The organism is Sphingomonas sp. SORGH_AS_0950 (assembly GCF_030818415.1).
Lineage (GTDB): Bacteria > Pseudomonadota > Alphaproteobacteria > Sphingomonadales > Sphingomonadaceae > Sphingomonas.
The window spans coordinates 81,389-94,919 of sequence record NZ_JAUTAE010000001.1; the positions used below are offsets into that span (position 1 = coordinate 81,389).

The window sequence follows — 13,531 nt, forward strand, 5'->3', positions numbered from 1 at the left end:
ATGGGACGACCCAAGGCCACGAAAAAAAGGGCATGAACGGATCGCCGCTCATGCCCTTGTGTCGAGGAGGGGGCCGGACGCCGCGATGCGGCGTACGGCTGGGGATCAGGGTTGCGACTTGTAGCGCGGCTGGGCGCGTCCGGCCTCGTCGGCGGCCTGGCGGATCAGCGCGATGTTGCGCTTGATCGAGGCGGCCAGCGCCGCGCGCACGGCTTCGTCGGCATCCGAACCGGCGGGCACGTCGCGCAACAGCGCCAGCCAGTCGCCCACCGCTTCGTCATGCTGGCCCTTCAGATCCTTTTCCATCGCGAAATAGAAACGGGCGCGCGGGTCGCGGGGATCGAGCGCCAGCGCCTTGCGAAAGGCTTCGGCGGCGGGGGCGGGGAGGTCGGCGGAGTTGGATTTGGTCGTCTGCATCACCGCTTCGCCGAGCGCCGACCAGGCGGTCGACTGGTTGGGATCGATCGCCAGCGAGGCGCGATAGGCGGCGGCAGCCTCGTCGAAGCGGCGGGCGGCGAGCATCGCATCGCCCAGGCGCTTCTGCGCGGCGGCATCGCCGGGCGCCTTGGTCGCGGCGGCCTGTGCGGCGGCGGGGGCTATGGCGGGGGCGGGGCGGTCGACGAAGACGGGGGCGGGCTCGGCCTTGTCGACCGGGCGGCGCAGCAGCGCCATGGCGATGAACGCCAGAAGGGCCAGCACGAGCACGATGCCCGCAATGACGAAGAATTTGCCCCGTTTCATCTGATGGATCCTGTTGGAATGGGTCGGCCGCGCCCCTTCTGGGTCAATCCCGTTGACAGACTGTAAACGAAACGGGGCGTGGCGATGCGGTGACAGCCTTCGCCGTCAGACGCGGGCGCTTTTCAGCGTCTCCATCTCGCCCATCACCCGCGCCCGGCGGCCATAGACCAACTCGAACAGCGGGCTGGCCATCATCGTCGTGACGATCGCCATCAGCACCAGCATCGAGAACAGCGCGGGGCCGATAATCCCCTTCTGCAACCCGATATTGATGATGATCAGCTCCATCAGCCCGCGCGAGTTCATCAGCGCGCCGATGCCCATCGCGGTCCGGTTGTCCTCGCCGCACACCCGCGCCGCGAGATAGCAGGCGCCGAACTTCGCCGCGATCGATGCGGCCAGGATGCCCAGCGCGATCAGCAGCAGCGGGAGGGAATTGACCATGTCCATCCGGGTGTTGAGCCCCGAATAGGTGAAGAACATCGGCAGCAGCAGGACGACGGCCAGCGGCTCGACCTTCTTCTTCAGCTCGGCGACGAACAGTCCGCGCGGCATGAAGACGCCCAGGATGAAGCCGCCGAATATGCCGTGGACCCCGATCGCGTCCATGATGAAGGCCGAGATGCAGAAGGCCATCAACGTGATCGCCAGCACGTTCATGCTCATCTCGCCCCGCGCCTCGACCGCGCGGCCGAGCGGGGCGAGGATGCGGCGGCCGAACAGGATCAGGAAACCGACATACAGGAACGCGCCGCCGATCGCGAGGATCGCGACCCCGCTGCCCCCGCCGAACGTCGCCAGCACCACCGCCAGCACGCACCAGGACGTCGCGTCATCGAACGCCCCCGCCGCCAGCGACAGGGTGCCCAGCGGACTGTCGGCCAGCCCGCGTTCGTTGATGATCCGCGCCAGCATCGGAAAGGCGGTCAGCGCGATGCAGGCGCCCATGAACAGCGTGGCATTGGCCTGGCTGATGCCCGGCGCGAACAGCCCCGGTACGGTCAGCAGCGCAGGCGTGATGACCGCCGCGATCAGGAACGGCGCGATGACGCCCGAGGCCGACACCGCCAACGCGCTGCGCGCCTTGGACTGGAAATGGTCGAGCCGCAGCGTCAGGCCGACCAGGAACATGTAGAGCGCCACCCCGAGCTGCGCCCCGGCATAGAGGATGTTGCGCGTCTCCTTGGGGAAGATCGCGGCCTGAAGCTCGGGAAAGGCCAGTCCCAGCAGCGAGGGGCCCAGCACCACGCCCGCGATCATCTCCCCCACGACCGGCGGTTGCGCCAGGAAGCGCTGCCCCAGCCATCCGACGATGCGGCAGGCGAACAGGATGACGGCGAGTTGCAGGAAGAAATGGATGCTGAAGTCGCCGGGGGCATAGCTGGCCGCCTGCGCTGCGGTCGCCGGGCCATGCGGCGACAATATGCCCCCCGCCGTCTGCCAGAAACTGTCGATCGCGTCGTTCATATCGCCCTGCCGAGCCCCCTCCTGTCATCCGATCCCCTTTGGGGAGCGGTATCATGATGACCTTAGCGGGGCAGACCATGCTCTGCATAGGTCCTGACGATATCAGGCGAAGGGGAAAGCCGACGGTCGATCACGCCATGGCTGGCAGCCGGTCGAGATGCTTTTCCAGCGTCAGCGGATAGTCACGAATGCGCACGCCGGTCGCGTTATAGACCGCATTCGCCACCGCCGCGCCGACCCCGCACAGGCCCAGCTCGCCCACGCCCTTGGCCTTCATCGGATTGGCCTTGTCATCGGCTTCCTCCAGGAAGACGACCTCCTGATGCGGGATGTCGGCATGGACCGGCACCTCATAGCCGGCCAGGTCGTGGTTGACGAAGAAGCCGAAGCGCGTGTCGACCGCCAGTTCCTCCATCAGCGCCGAGCCGACACCCATGGTCATCGCGCCGATCATCTGGCTGCGTGCCGATTTGGGATTGAGGATGCGCCCCGCCGCGCAGACCGCCAGCATCCGGCGCAGGCGGGTGACGCCGGTATAGGCGTCCACCCCGACCTCGACGAAATGCGCGCCGAAGGTCGACAGCTGGTACGTCTTGTCGAGCTCGCCGAACTCGATCCGGTCCTCGGCGGACAGCGGACCGGCGGCGACGGCATCGCGCAGCGCGACCGATCGGTTGCCGCCCGTGACCTTGCCCCCTGCAAAGCTGAGGTCGGCCGAGTTGAAGCCCAGCCGCTGCGCGATCGCCTCGCGCAGCTTCACGCACGCGGCATAGACCCCGGCCGTCGCATTGGCCGCGCCGAACTGCCCGCCCGAGCCCGCCGATACGGGATAGGCGGAGTCGCCCAGCCGGACATCGACCCTGTCCATCGGCACGCCCATCATCTCGGCAGCGGTCTGGGCGATGATCGTATAGCTGCCGGTGCCGATATCGGTCATGTCGGTTTCGACGACGAGGCGACCGTCCTTGCCCAGCGTGACCCGCGCGGCCGACTTCATGTTCATATGATTGCGGAAGGCGGAGGCGACGCCCATGCCGACCAGCCAGCGGCCGTCGCGGACCTGGGCGGGCTTGGCGCTGCGCCGCGACCAGCCGAAACGCTGCGCGCCTTCCTCCAGGCAGCGCACCAGCTGGCGCTGCGAAAAGCGGCGCTCGGGCTTTTCGGGGTCGACCTGGGTGTCGTTCTTCACGCGGAAGGCGACCGGGTCCAGCCCCAGCTTCTCGGCCATTTCGTCCATGGCGATTTCCAGCGCCATCATGCCAGGCGCCTCGCCGGGCGCGCGCATCGCATTGCCCTCCGGCAGGTTGAGCACCGCGAGCCGCATCGAGGTCAGGCGGTTGGGACCGGCATAGAGCAGCTTGGTCTGGTTGACCGCCGTTTCGGGGCCGCCGCCGGGCTGATCGCCCGATCCGCTTTCATGCGCGATCGCCTGGATGCTGCCGTCCTTGCTCGCGCCGATCCGGATGCGCTGCGTGGTCGCGGGGCGGTGGGTGGCGTTGTTGGCCATCAGCGGCCGCTGCATCGCGACCTTGACCGGCCGCCCGACCGCCCTGGCGCCCAGCGCCGCCATCACCGCATCGGCGCGCAGGAACAGCTTCCCGCCAAACCCGCCGCCGACATAGGGAGAGATCAGCCGCACCTTCTCCTTGGGCAGCCCCAGCGTCTTGGCAAGGTCGCCGCGCCCCCAGGCGATCATCTGGTTGGAGGTCCAGACGGTGAGCTGGTCGCCGTCCCAGGATGCGATCGACGCGAACGGCTCCATCATCGCATGGCTGTGATCGGGCGTCGTATAGGTCGCGTCGAGCTGGACCGGCGCGGCGGCGAAGGCGCTCTCGAAACTGCCGGTCCGGTCGGCCTTGCCGGGCTTGCCCTCTTCGCCGCCAGCCAGCGGCGCGGTCTTCAGCGCATCGTCCAGGTCATATTGGCCCTTGGCGCGTTCGTAATCGATGCGGACGAGGCCAGCGGCGGCGCGCGCCTGTTCGAAGGTCTCGGCGACGACGATGGCGATCGCCTGGTGATAATGGTCGATCTCGGGCCCGCCGAGCAGCTTGACGGTGTTGAAATTGCCCTTGTTCAGCTTGCCCGCATCGGCGGCGGTGGCGATGCCCAGCACGCCCGGCGCGCCGCGTGCATCGTCCAGGTTCATCGACCGGATGCGGCCCTTGGCGATGGCCGAACCGATGATCCAGCCATAGGCGGCATTCGGCGCCTCGGCATGATGCTCATAGGCGTAAGGGGCGGTCCCGGTGACCTTTTTCGGGCCGTCGATTCGGTCATGCGCCCGGCCGACCACGGCCATGCGGTCGATGGGGTTGGCGCCCGCAGGCTCGGTGAATTTCATGCGGTCCTCGCCTGGCTGATGACGGCCGCCAGCGTCCGTTCGACGAGCGGCACCTTATAGGCATTGTCCGGGGTAGGGCGGGCGTCGGCGAGCAGGGTCGCCGTCACCGCATTGGCCCCTTGCGGCAGGGCGGCCTCCGCCGCCTCGACCCGCCAGGGCTTGTGCGCGACGCCGCCCACCGCGACCCGGCCGGTGCCATCCTTCTGGACGACGGCCGCGACCGAGACGAGCGCGAAGGCATAGGAGGCGCGGTCGCGCACCTTCTCATAGATATGCGTGCCGCCGACCGGGCGGGGCAGGGTGATCGCGGTGATCAGCTCGCCCGGATGCAGCGCCGTCTCGATATGCGGGGTGTTGCCGGGCAGGCGGTGGAAGTCGGCGATGGGGATGGCGCGGGTCCGGCCGTCCGCATTCACCGTCTCGACCGTGGCGTCGAGCACCCGCATCGCGACGTTCATGTCGCTGGGGTTGGTGGCGATACAGTCGCTGCTCGCCCCCACCACCGCCAGCTGGCGCGAATAGCCGCCGATCGCACTGCACCCGGTGCCGGGCTTGCGCTTGTTGCAGGCCATGTTGGTATCGTAGAAATAGGGGCAGCGCGTCCGCTGGAGCAGATTGCCAGCGGTCGTCGCCTTGTTGCGCAGCTGGCCGCTGGCCCCCGCGACGATCGCGCGCGACAGGACGCCATAGTCTCGCCGCACCCGATCGTCGGCGGCGAGCGCGGTGTTGGTGGCGAAGGCGCCGATGCGCAGGCCACCCTCCTTCGTTTTCTCGATCCGGTCGAGCCCCAGATCCTGGACGTCGATCAGGTGGGTCGGCGTCTCCACCTCGATCTTCATCAGGTCGAGCAGATTGGTGCCGCCCGCCAGGAACTTCGCACCCGGTCGCGCCGCCGCGCGCGCCGCCGCGACCGCGTCCCTGGCGCGCTCATAGGTAAAGGCCTTCATGCCTTGGCTCCCGCAACCTCGGTCATCGCCTCGGCGATGTTGGAATAGGCGCCGCAGCGGCAGATATTGCCGCTCATCCGCTCGCGCATCTCGGCGCCGGTCGCCTGCGGACGCGCGGTGATGTCGGCCTGCACATGGCTGGGCACGCCGCGCTTGATCTCGTCGAGCACACCGACCGCCGAGCAGATTTGGCCGGGTGTGCAATAGCCGCATTGATAGCCGTCATGCTTGACGAAGGCCGCCTGCATCGGGTGCAGCCGATCGGGCGTGCCCAGCCCCTCGATGGTGGTGATCTCGTCGCCGTCATGCTGGAGCGCGAGCGAGAGGCAGCTGTTGATCCGCTGGCCGTTGACGATCACCGTACAGGCCCCGCACTGGCCATGGTCGCACCCTTTCTTGGTGCCGGTCAGGTGGAGATGCTCGCGAAGCGTGTCGAGCAGCGTGGTGCGCGGATCGAGCGACAGCGCGCGGTCCTTGCCGTTGACCTTCAGGGTGACGGGCATGGTGGTGGGTTCGGGGGGCATGGTCGCCTTTCGGGGTTGCGCCTCGGCCGGGCTGTGCGCCGCCATCGCGGTTGCCGCGCCGCCGATCATGACGCCGCGTCGCGACACGGAAAATTCGCTTTTGTCCGCCACCGTCCTGCTCCCTTGGATTCCGGTCATCCGTCATCCGCGCGAAAAGGTCTCAGGACGCAACCGGCCCGGTCGACAGGCCAGCGCGGCTGGCGGTCATCATGTCACACAACGCGCCTAAGTCATTTTGGTGGCGTCCGAAAATATCATAGGATAGTTTGCCGCCAAAGGACCAGCATCATGGTGATCGAAGAGGATAGCCGCTCGCGTCTCGCCGAGGCGCTGCTCCGCACCGCGCAGGAGGATCGCGCGGCCTTTCGGGAGGTGTATCGCCTGTCGTCGGCGCGGCTGTTCGGCATCTGCCTGCGCATCTGCGGGGAACGCCAGGCGGCCGAGGATGTGTTGCAGGACGTCTATCTGACCGTCTGGAAGCGCGCAGGCGGATATGAGCCCGGACCCGCCAGCCCGCTGGCTTGGCTGGCGACGATCGCGCGCAACCGGGCGATCGACTGGCGGCGGGCGCATGGGCGGCACCGGGCCTCGCCGATCGACGAACAGCCGGTGCTGGTCGACGACGCCCCCATCGCCAGCACGGTCGTCGAGGATGCGCAGGAATCGCATCGCCTGGGCCGCTGCCTCGACGAACTGGAAGGGCGGTCGCGGGATGCGATCCGCACCGCCTTTTTCGACGGCTGCACCTATGCCGAACTGGCCGATCGGTCGGCCGTGCCGCTCAGCACCATGAAGACCTGGATCCGCCGCGGCCTGATCCGCCTGAAGGACTGCATGGAGCGATGACACCGCCACCGACCATGACGGGCGACGAACCCGACGCGATGGCCGCCGAACTGGCGCTGGGGCTGCTGGAGGGGGAGGAGCGGGCGACGGCGCTCCGCCGGATGCTGGCCGATCCCGGTTTCGCGGCCCAGGCGGCGCGGTGGCGCGATCGTTTCGCGCTCTGGTTCGATGCCTGGCCCGAAGTCGCCGCTCCGGCGGACGGGCTCGCCCGGCTGGAAGCGACGATCTTCGGCGCGCCGCCGCAGCAGCGGTCGTCGGTCCGGCTGTGGCAGGGGCTGGCGGCGCTGTCGGGGCTGGTCGCGGCCTGCCTGTTACTGTTCGTCGCCCTGCGCGGGCCCGAGGTGGCTTCGCCGTCCCCGCTGTTGACGACGATCGTCGCGAACAACGGGGCTGGGCCGATCGCCGCACTCTATGACCCCGGGACCGGCCGCCTGTCGCTGGACGCCGCCAACCAGCACCGGGCGGGGCGAAGCGCGCAGCTCTGGATCATCGGGGCGGACGGCGTGCCGCATTCGCTGGGCCTGATGGCGGATCGGGGGGCGACCCGGCTGGCCCTGTCTCGCGCGCTTCGCGACCGGATGCGGGTCGGGGCGACCATCGCCATCTCGATCGAGCCCGTTGGCGGTGCGCCGGGGCCGCTGCCCACCGGGCCGGTGGTGGCGACCGGCGCATGGACGCCGGTGTGACGGCAGAAACAGCGCGACGGGTGGGGGCGGACATGCTAGTCGGTGGCATCGCCGGTTTGACGACCGCAAGCGCTGGCGGCTGAGAGACCTTGTGCTCCCGCTTGTCGCGTCGGAGCAACCTGGTGATCCTATTTCTCGACGGACCGGGCGGCGCATGATCGCACGCTTCGTGACCCGCTGGCTTCGGCGGCGCTATTGGCGGCGGATGGGTTGCCGATGAGCCGGCGCCCTTCGAGCATCGAAGACCATGACCGCGCCTATCGCGCGCTGATGGACGGCATCCGCGTGGTGGAGGAACGGATCGCGCCGCTATGGAGCGCCGACCGCCGGGGGCTGTCGGATCGCCACCATATCGTCCGCCACCGGGTGACCGCCAACGGCTTTCGCGAACTCGACGTGCTGCTGGCGCACTGGATCGGGCTGGTCGCCCGCCGCCCGGTCCGCATGACCGAGATCGACGGCTGGCGCGAAGCCCCGCAGGACGCGCGGGGCGCCGCCGAGATGGTCTATACGCCTGCCGAAATCCTGCGGATCGCGGGGGACTATCGGCTCGCCGCGCCGCCGCCCCGGATGGCGCATGGTTGCGGAATGGCGGCCTGATCCCCATATCATCGGGGCTTTAGTCGCATATCGACGGTTCTCGGCGCTTTGCGGCCCCCTTTTCCTTCTTTCCCTGCTGCCCGGGCATCCGGGTCCGCCGATCCTCGGCAGACCGTGATCCGAAGGAAATATCATGAGCCAGAACGGCACCGTCAAATTCTTCAACATGGACAAGGGCTATGGCTTCATCGCGCCCGATAATGGCGGCACCGATGCCTTTGTCCATATCTCGGCGGTCGAGCGTGCGGGGATGATCACGCTCCAGCAGAACCAGCGTGTCGGTTACGAGCTGGAGCAGGATCGTCGCGGCAAGATGGCGGCGGTCAACCTGCAACCGGTCGACTGACGCATATCGATGGCGGGGCCCGATATTCCGGTCCCGCCTGTTCCTGATGTTGGTGTCGGAAAGGATCCTGCCATGCGTGATTCCGAACTCTATCAGCAGCGTGCGGCCGATTGCCGCGACCAGGCGGCGGCCTCCGACCTGGCCAATGTGCGCGAACGCTGTCTACGCGCGGAGGCGGCCTGGTCCGCCATGGCGCAACGCTCGCTCCGCACCGAGGCCGCGCGCGACGCGCGAGTTCAGACGGTGACCGCCATCTGCCCGTAAAGGGTGTGTCCGCTGGTTGATCCCCACCATCAAGCCGTGCACAAGCGCGCAAACGCGATCGATCGCGGATGATGGGAAGGGAAAAGTCATGCGCCGTGAACTGGTTACAGCTCTGTTGGCGCTGGCGGCGGCGGCTCCGGCGGGTGCCCGGTCGACCGAGATCCCCCGCATCGCGACCCGCGACGGTCGCCACGCGCTGATCGTCGATGGACGGCCTTTCCTGATGCTGGGCGGGCAGGTCAACAATTCGAGCAACTATGCCGCCGCCCTGCCGCAGGTCTGGCCGGTGCTCGACCGCATCCATGCCAATACCGTCGAGATTCCCGTGGCTTGGCAACAGGTTGAGCCGGAGGAGGGGCGTTTCGACTTTTCCTTCGTCCAGACCCTGCTCGACCAGGCGCGCGCGCATGACAAGCGGGTCGTGCTGCTGTGGTTCGGGACGTGGAAGAACACCTCGCCCGGCTATACCCCCGATTGGGTCAAGCTGGACAATCGCCGCTTTCCCCGGATGAAGACGCGCGACGGCAAGGACCATTACGTTCTGTCGCCGATGTTCCGTTCGACGCTGGAGGCGGACAAGCGCGCCTTCGTCCGGCTGATGACCTATCTGAAGGACCATGATCCGCAGAACACGGTCATCATGGTCCAGCCGGAAAACGAGGTCGGCAGCTATCGCAACCCGCGCGACTATGGACCGGAGGCGCAGCGGCTGTTCGCCGGGCCGGTCCCCGCCATGCTGGTCCGCCAGTTGGGCAAGCGGCCGGGGACGTGGAGCGCCGTGTTCGGGACGCAGGCCGACCGCGCCTTCAACACCTGGTACACCGCGCGTTTCATCGACGAGATCGCGGCGGCGGGCAAGGCGGTGAAGCCGCTGCCCATGTACGTCAACGCCGCGCTGGCGGGCCCCTCCAACGTGCCTGACCCCGACGGGGTGGCGAGCGGCGGGCCGCAGCAGGACGTGCTCGACATCTGGAAGGTCGCGGCCCCCGCCATCGATGCCGAGGCGCCCGATATCTATGACCGCGCCAGCGGCAATGTCGCGCTGTATCTCAAGGCCTTTGCCCGGCCCGACAATCCGCTGCTGGTGCCCGAGATCGGCAATGCGCGCGAGTTCGGCCGCTATTTCTACGACGCGCTGGGGCGCGGGGCGATCGGCTTTGCGCCGTTCGGCATGGATGACACCGGCTTCTTCAACTATCCGCTGGGCGCGACCAAGCTCGACGCGGCGACGCTCGATGCCTTTGCCGGGCCTTATGGCGCGGTGGCGGGGGTGATGCACGACTGGGCGCGGCTGGCGTTCGAGCATCCGACCTGGGGGGCGTCCAAGCCCGACGACGGCGCCGACGTGAAGACGGTGATGGGCGACTGGTCGATCCAGGGCAGCTTCGGCCAGTGGCAGTTCGGCGAGAAGAGCTGGAGCTGGCTCAAGTCCGAGCCCGCCCCCTGGGGCAAGGAGCCGGTCGGCGGCCTGGCGGTGATCCAGCTGTCGCGTGACGAATTCCTGATGACCGCCGACCATGTCCGCGTCCGCTTCGAGCCTGCGACCCCCGATCCCAGGGCGATGGTGCTGCGGGTCGAGGAGGGGCATTTCGCGGAGGGGCGCTGGGTCATGGACCGGCTGTGGAACGGCGACCAGACCGATTACGGCATCAACATCGTCGACCGTCCCGTCGTCCTGAAGGTCGTCATGGGGCGCTATCGCTGACCCTGGCCGGGCGCGCGGACGGTTCAGGCGGCGCGGCTTATAAATATGTATCGGCATGACAATTTCGTCAGGCAAGAAAAATTTGCCTGTGCCGATTGAGGCGTCATGGAAAGTCGCTACGCTCGGCCCCTTCTTGGGGTGGGGACGATAATGTTCGGACGTGCGTTACTGGTGACTATGCTGTTGTCGTCGGCAAATGTTGTGCAGGCGAGCGACAAACCTCTTTACCAGCCGGTGCCGGACTGGGTGAAGCTGGCTCCCGCGCCCGATACCAAGAGTCTGACGGCGGACAGTCCCGCGACGCTGATCGCCGACGCGCAGGTGCGGCTGGGCGACGGGATGAGCTGGTCCTATTTCGAACAGGCCACGCGCGCCAATTCGGTCCAGGCGCTGTCGCAGGCGGGGACGATCAGCCTGTCCTGGCAACCCGCGCATGGCGATCTGATCATCCACGGCGTCGACATCATCCGCGACGGGGAGCGGATCGACGCGCTGAAAGGCAAGCAGTTCACCGTCCTGCGCCGCGAACAGGGGCTGGAGCGGATGTCGATGGACGGGATGCTCACCGCGACGCTGGCGGTCGAGGGGTTGCGGGAGGGCGACATACTCGACGTGCGCGCATCGCGTACCGTCAAGGACCCCAGCCTGATGGGCAACAGCATGGGCAATGCGCCGCTGCTGGCGCAACCGGTCAAGATCGGCTTTTCACGCGCGCGCCTGCTCTGGCCGCAGAAATCGGCGGTCCAGTGGCGCGCCTATCTGACCGGGGCCGATCCCGTGGTCGGCGATGCCAATGGCTGGCATGAACTGGTCTTCGCCCAGCCTTTCCCGCGCCAGCCCGACATCGCCCCGCAGGCGCCGGGACGCTATGCACGGCCCGGCTTTGTCGAGGCTTCGACCTTCGCCGACTGGCCGAGCGTGTCGAAGGTCGCGGTCACGCTCTACAAGACCGACGGACTGATCCCGGCGGGCAGCCCGCTCGCCGCCGAGGTTGCCCGGATCGCCGCCGCTGAAAAGGACCCCCGCCACCGTGTCGCCGCCGCCCTGGCGCTGGTGCAGGGCAAGGTCCGTTATCTGTTCAACGGCATGAACAACGGCAATTATGTCCCGCAGAAACCGACCGAAACCTGGTCGCTTCGCTATGGCGACTGCAAGGCCAAGACGCTGTTGCTGCTCGCCATGCTCCACGAATTGGGGATCGAGGCGGAACCCGCGCTCGCCAATATGGAGGGGGGCGATATGGTGTCGCGGCGGCTGCCGTCGTTCGCGGCGTTCAACCATATCTTCGTCGTCGCGACGGTCGGCGGCGAGAAGCTGTGGCTCGACGGGACGGGCGCGGGCACCCAATATGAGGATCTGGGCGACAGCCTGCCGTTCCGCTGGGTCCTGCCGTTGCGGGCCGAGGGCGCGCAGCTGGTCGAAATGCCCAGTCGCGCCCCCGCGCGGCCCGAAATGGAGGCGACGCTCAACATCGACCAGCGCGGCGGCCTGAACATCGCCGCCCCCGCCGACATCCGCATGACCTTTCGCGGCGGTGTCGCCGGGCAGATCAAGACGCTGGCCAGCGGGCTGGACAAGCAGAAGCTGCGCGAATTGTTCGGCCATGTCGCCCCGCGCGTCGGGGAGGACCACATCGTCCTGACCGACAGCAACGTCACGTTCGACGATTCGGCGGGCACGGCGACGGTGGCCCTGAGCGGGATCGCGAACCCGTCCTGGAATTATGCGCAGCGCCGCTATAGCGACCAGACCGAGAATTTCTCCAATCTCCGCCTGCCCGACCGCTCGCGCGAGGCGTGGAAGGATGTTCCCGTCGCGACGGGCAATCCCGGCCACGCGCTGCTCACCTATTCGGTCCGCCTGCCCGGCGATGGACAGGGCTTCGAGATCGAAGGGCCCGCGACGCTTGACGCGGCGCTGCCCGGTGGGCGGGTCAAGACGACCACGACCCTGGCGGGCCCCTTGCTGACGGTGCGGACCGAACGTCTGACCAGCGGCGCCGAGATCGCACCCGCCGACTTCCCGGCCGAACGGACGCGGCTGGCGGAATTGCGCAACAAGCGGATGATGGTGCGGACCCAGCCCGGCTATCCCGGCCCGTGGCGCGGGATCGAGGCGGCACGGCGCGCGCATCTGTATGACACGGTGCTCCAGCGTTATGCCTCGCTGATCGCCGAGCGGCCCGACGATCCCGAACGCTATGCCGCCCGCGCACAGTTCCAGAGCCATATCCTCGACCGTCAGCAGGCGCTGGCCGACTGGAACAAGGCGATCGCCATCCAGGCGAGCGCGCCCTATCTCTATGACCGCGCCAATGTGCATCTGGCGCTGGGCGATCGGGCGGCGGCCATCGCCGACCTGAAGGCGGCGCGCGATCTGGACCCCGGCAATATCGGTTATCTCCAGCGTCTGGGCCTGGTGATGGCGCGGGCGGGGCAGGGCGATGCCGCGCTTGCCATGATCGAGCCGCAGGTCGAGGAAGGGGGCGAGAACCTGACCGGCGTCCTGATGGCCAAGGCCGAGGTGCTGGCGGCGACGGGCAAGGGCGAGGCCGCGCTGGCCGCGATCGACCAGGCGATGGAGCGCGAGCCCGACAATGGTCGCCTGCTCAACGAACGCTGCTGGACGGCGGGGACGCTGAACTTCGGGCTGGAAACCGCGCTCGCCAATTGCAACCGCGCGATCGAGATGGGCGGACAGATCAGCGCGATGGCGCTCGACAGCCGGGCGATGGTGTATTTCCGCCAGAACGATCAGGCGCGCGCGCTGACCGACCTGAACGCCGCGCTCGACCAGCGTCCCGAGAGCGCGGAAAGCCTGTTCATGCGCGGCGTCGTCCTGACCCGGCTGGGCAAGGCGGGCGAGGCGGCCGCCGATCTGCGCGACGCCCGGCTGCTCGATCCGCAGGTCGATGCGACCTATGCCCGCTGGGGGATCAAGCCCTGAACCTGAAGTAGCGGGTCGGGCCTTTGCCATCGACTCGCCCCGCAACGCCGACAGCGTTTCTTCCAAGCCGGACGGTCCGCCGTCCGGCTTTTTTCGTGCATCCACCAATAAATAAAGA

At 67.9% G+C, this 13,531-nt stretch carries 12 protein-coding genes; 7 read left to right on the plus strand and 5 right to left on the minus strand.

The window, feature by feature from the left end; genetic code table 11:
- Window positions 1-105: 105 nt before the first annotated feature.
- From QE385_RS00330 to paoA, 5 genes are all read right to left on the minus strand, one after another.
- Window positions 106-741 carry a tetratricopeptide repeat protein gene (locus tag QE385_RS00330; protein WP_307098004.1) on the minus strand — a complete coding sequence of 212 codons (636 nt, stop codon included), beginning with the start codon at window positions 739-741 and terminating at the stop codon, window positions 106-108.
- A 105-nt stretch (window positions 742-846) separates the two neighbouring features.
- Window positions 847-2,208, minus strand: a complete 1,362-nt coding sequence (locus QE385_RS00335; protein WP_307098005.1) for a cation:proton antiporter — start codon at window positions 2,206-2,208, stop codon at window positions 847-849.
- 130 nt (window positions 2,209-2,338) lie between these two features.
- Window positions 2,339-4,549: an aldehyde oxidoreductase molybdenum-binding subunit PaoC gene (paoC, locus tag QE385_RS00340; RefSeq protein ID WP_307098006.1), complete on the minus strand. Its 2,211-nt coding sequence runs from the start codon at window positions 4,547-4,549 to the stop codon at window positions 2,339-2,341.
- On the minus strand, window positions 4,546-5,496 hold the full coding sequence (locus QE385_RS00345) for a xanthine dehydrogenase family protein subunit M (protein ID WP_307098007.1): 951 nt from the start codon (window positions 5,494-5,496) through the stop codon (window positions 4,546-4,548). The genes paoC and QE385_RS00345 overlap by 4 nt, the downstream gene beginning before the upstream one ends.
- A complete protein-coding gene (paoA, locus tag QE385_RS00350; protein ID WP_307098008.1) occupies window positions 5,493-6,131 on the minus strand; it encodes an aldehyde dehydrogenase iron-sulfur subunit PaoA in 639 nt (212 codons plus the stop codon). The genes QE385_RS00345 and paoA overlap by 4 nt, the downstream gene beginning before the upstream one ends.
- Before the next feature lie 177 nt (window positions 6,132-6,308).
- Here paoA and QE385_RS00355 point away from each other — a divergent pair, with 177 nt between their 5' ends.
- From QE385_RS00355 to QE385_RS00385, 7 genes are all read left to right on the plus strand, one after another.
- On the plus strand, window positions 6,309-6,866 hold the full coding sequence (locus tag QE385_RS00355; protein WP_307098009.1) for a sigma-70 family RNA polymerase sigma factor: 558 nt from the start codon (window positions 6,309-6,311) through the stop codon (window positions 6,864-6,866).
- Complete coding sequence (locus QE385_RS00360; RefSeq protein ID WP_307098010.1) at window positions 6,863-7,552, plus strand: anti-sigma factor domain-containing protein; 690 nt, start codon at window positions 6,863-6,865, stop codon at window positions 7,550-7,552. Before QE385_RS00355 ends, QE385_RS00360 begins: the two co-directional genes overlap by 4 nt.
- A 216-nt stretch (window positions 7,553-7,768) precedes the next feature.
- Window positions 7,769-8,152 carry a hypothetical protein gene (locus tag QE385_RS00365; RefSeq protein ID WP_307098011.1) on the plus strand — a complete coding sequence of 128 codons (384 nt, stop codon included), beginning with the start codon at window positions 7,769-7,771 and terminating at the stop codon, window positions 8,150-8,152.
- A 133-nt stretch (window positions 8,153-8,285) separates the two neighbouring features.
- Entirely contained in the window at window positions 8,286-8,498 is a 213-nt protein-coding gene (locus QE385_RS00370) for a cold-shock protein (RefSeq protein WP_307098012.1), read from the plus strand.
- Between the two features lie 72 nt (window positions 8,499-8,570).
- Window positions 8,571-8,762 (plus strand): hypothetical protein, encoded by a 192-nt coding sequence (locus tag QE385_RS00375; protein ID WP_307098013.1) that lies wholly within the window; start codon window positions 8,571-8,573, stop codon window positions 8,760-8,762.
- An 88-nt stretch (window positions 8,763-8,850) separates the two neighbouring features.
- Window positions 8,851-10,467: a DUF5597 domain-containing protein gene (locus QE385_RS00380; protein WP_307098014.1), complete on the plus strand. Its 1,617-nt coding sequence runs from the start codon at window positions 8,851-8,853 to the stop codon at window positions 10,465-10,467.
- 246 nt (window positions 10,468-10,713) lie between these two features.
- Window positions 10,714-13,413 carry a DUF3857 domain-containing protein gene (locus tag QE385_RS00385; RefSeq protein ID WP_307098015.1) on the plus strand — a complete coding sequence of 900 codons (2,700 nt, stop codon included), beginning with the start codon at window positions 10,714-10,716 and terminating at the stop codon, window positions 13,411-13,413.
- Window positions 13,414-13,531 lie beyond the last annotated feature (118 nt).

Coding starts and splice junctions, on each gene's coding strand:
- QE385_RS00380 (WP_307098014.1), top strand. CDS start 8,851: ATGCGCCGTGAACTGGTTACAGCTCTGTTGGCGCTGGCGGCGGCGGCT.
- QE385_RS00345 (WP_307098007.1), bottom strand. CDS start 5,496: ATGAAGGCCTTTACCTATGAGCGCGCCAGGGACGCGGTCGCGGCGGCG.
- QE385_RS00375 (WP_307098013.1), top strand. CDS start 8,571: ATGCGTGATTCCGAACTCTATCAGCAGCGTGCGGCCGATTGCCGCGAC.
- QE385_RS00370 (WP_307098012.1), top strand. CDS start 8,286: ATGAGCCAGAACGGCACCGTCAAATTCTTCAACATGGACAAGGGCTAT.
- QE385_RS00365 (WP_307098011.1), top strand. CDS start 7,769: ATGAGCCGGCGCCCTTCGAGCATCGAAGACCATGACCGCGCCTATCGC.
- QE385_RS00355 (WP_307098009.1), top strand. CDS start 6,309: ATGGTGATCGAAGAGGATAGCCGCTCGCGTCTCGCCGAGGCGCTGCTC.
- QE385_RS00360 (WP_307098010.1), top strand. CDS start 6,863: ATGACACCGCCACCGACCATGACGGGCGACGAACCCGACGCGATGGCC.
- paoC (WP_307098006.1), bottom strand. CDS start 4,549: ATGAAATTCACCGAGCCTGCGGGCGCCAACCCCATCGACCGCATGGCC.
- QE385_RS00330 (WP_307098004.1), bottom strand. CDS start 741: ATGAAACGGGGCAAATTCTTCGTCATTGCGGGCATCGTGCTCGTGCTG.
- QE385_RS00335 (WP_307098005.1), bottom strand. CDS start 2,208: ATGAACGACGCGATCGACAGTTTCTGGCAGACGGCGGGGGGCATATTG.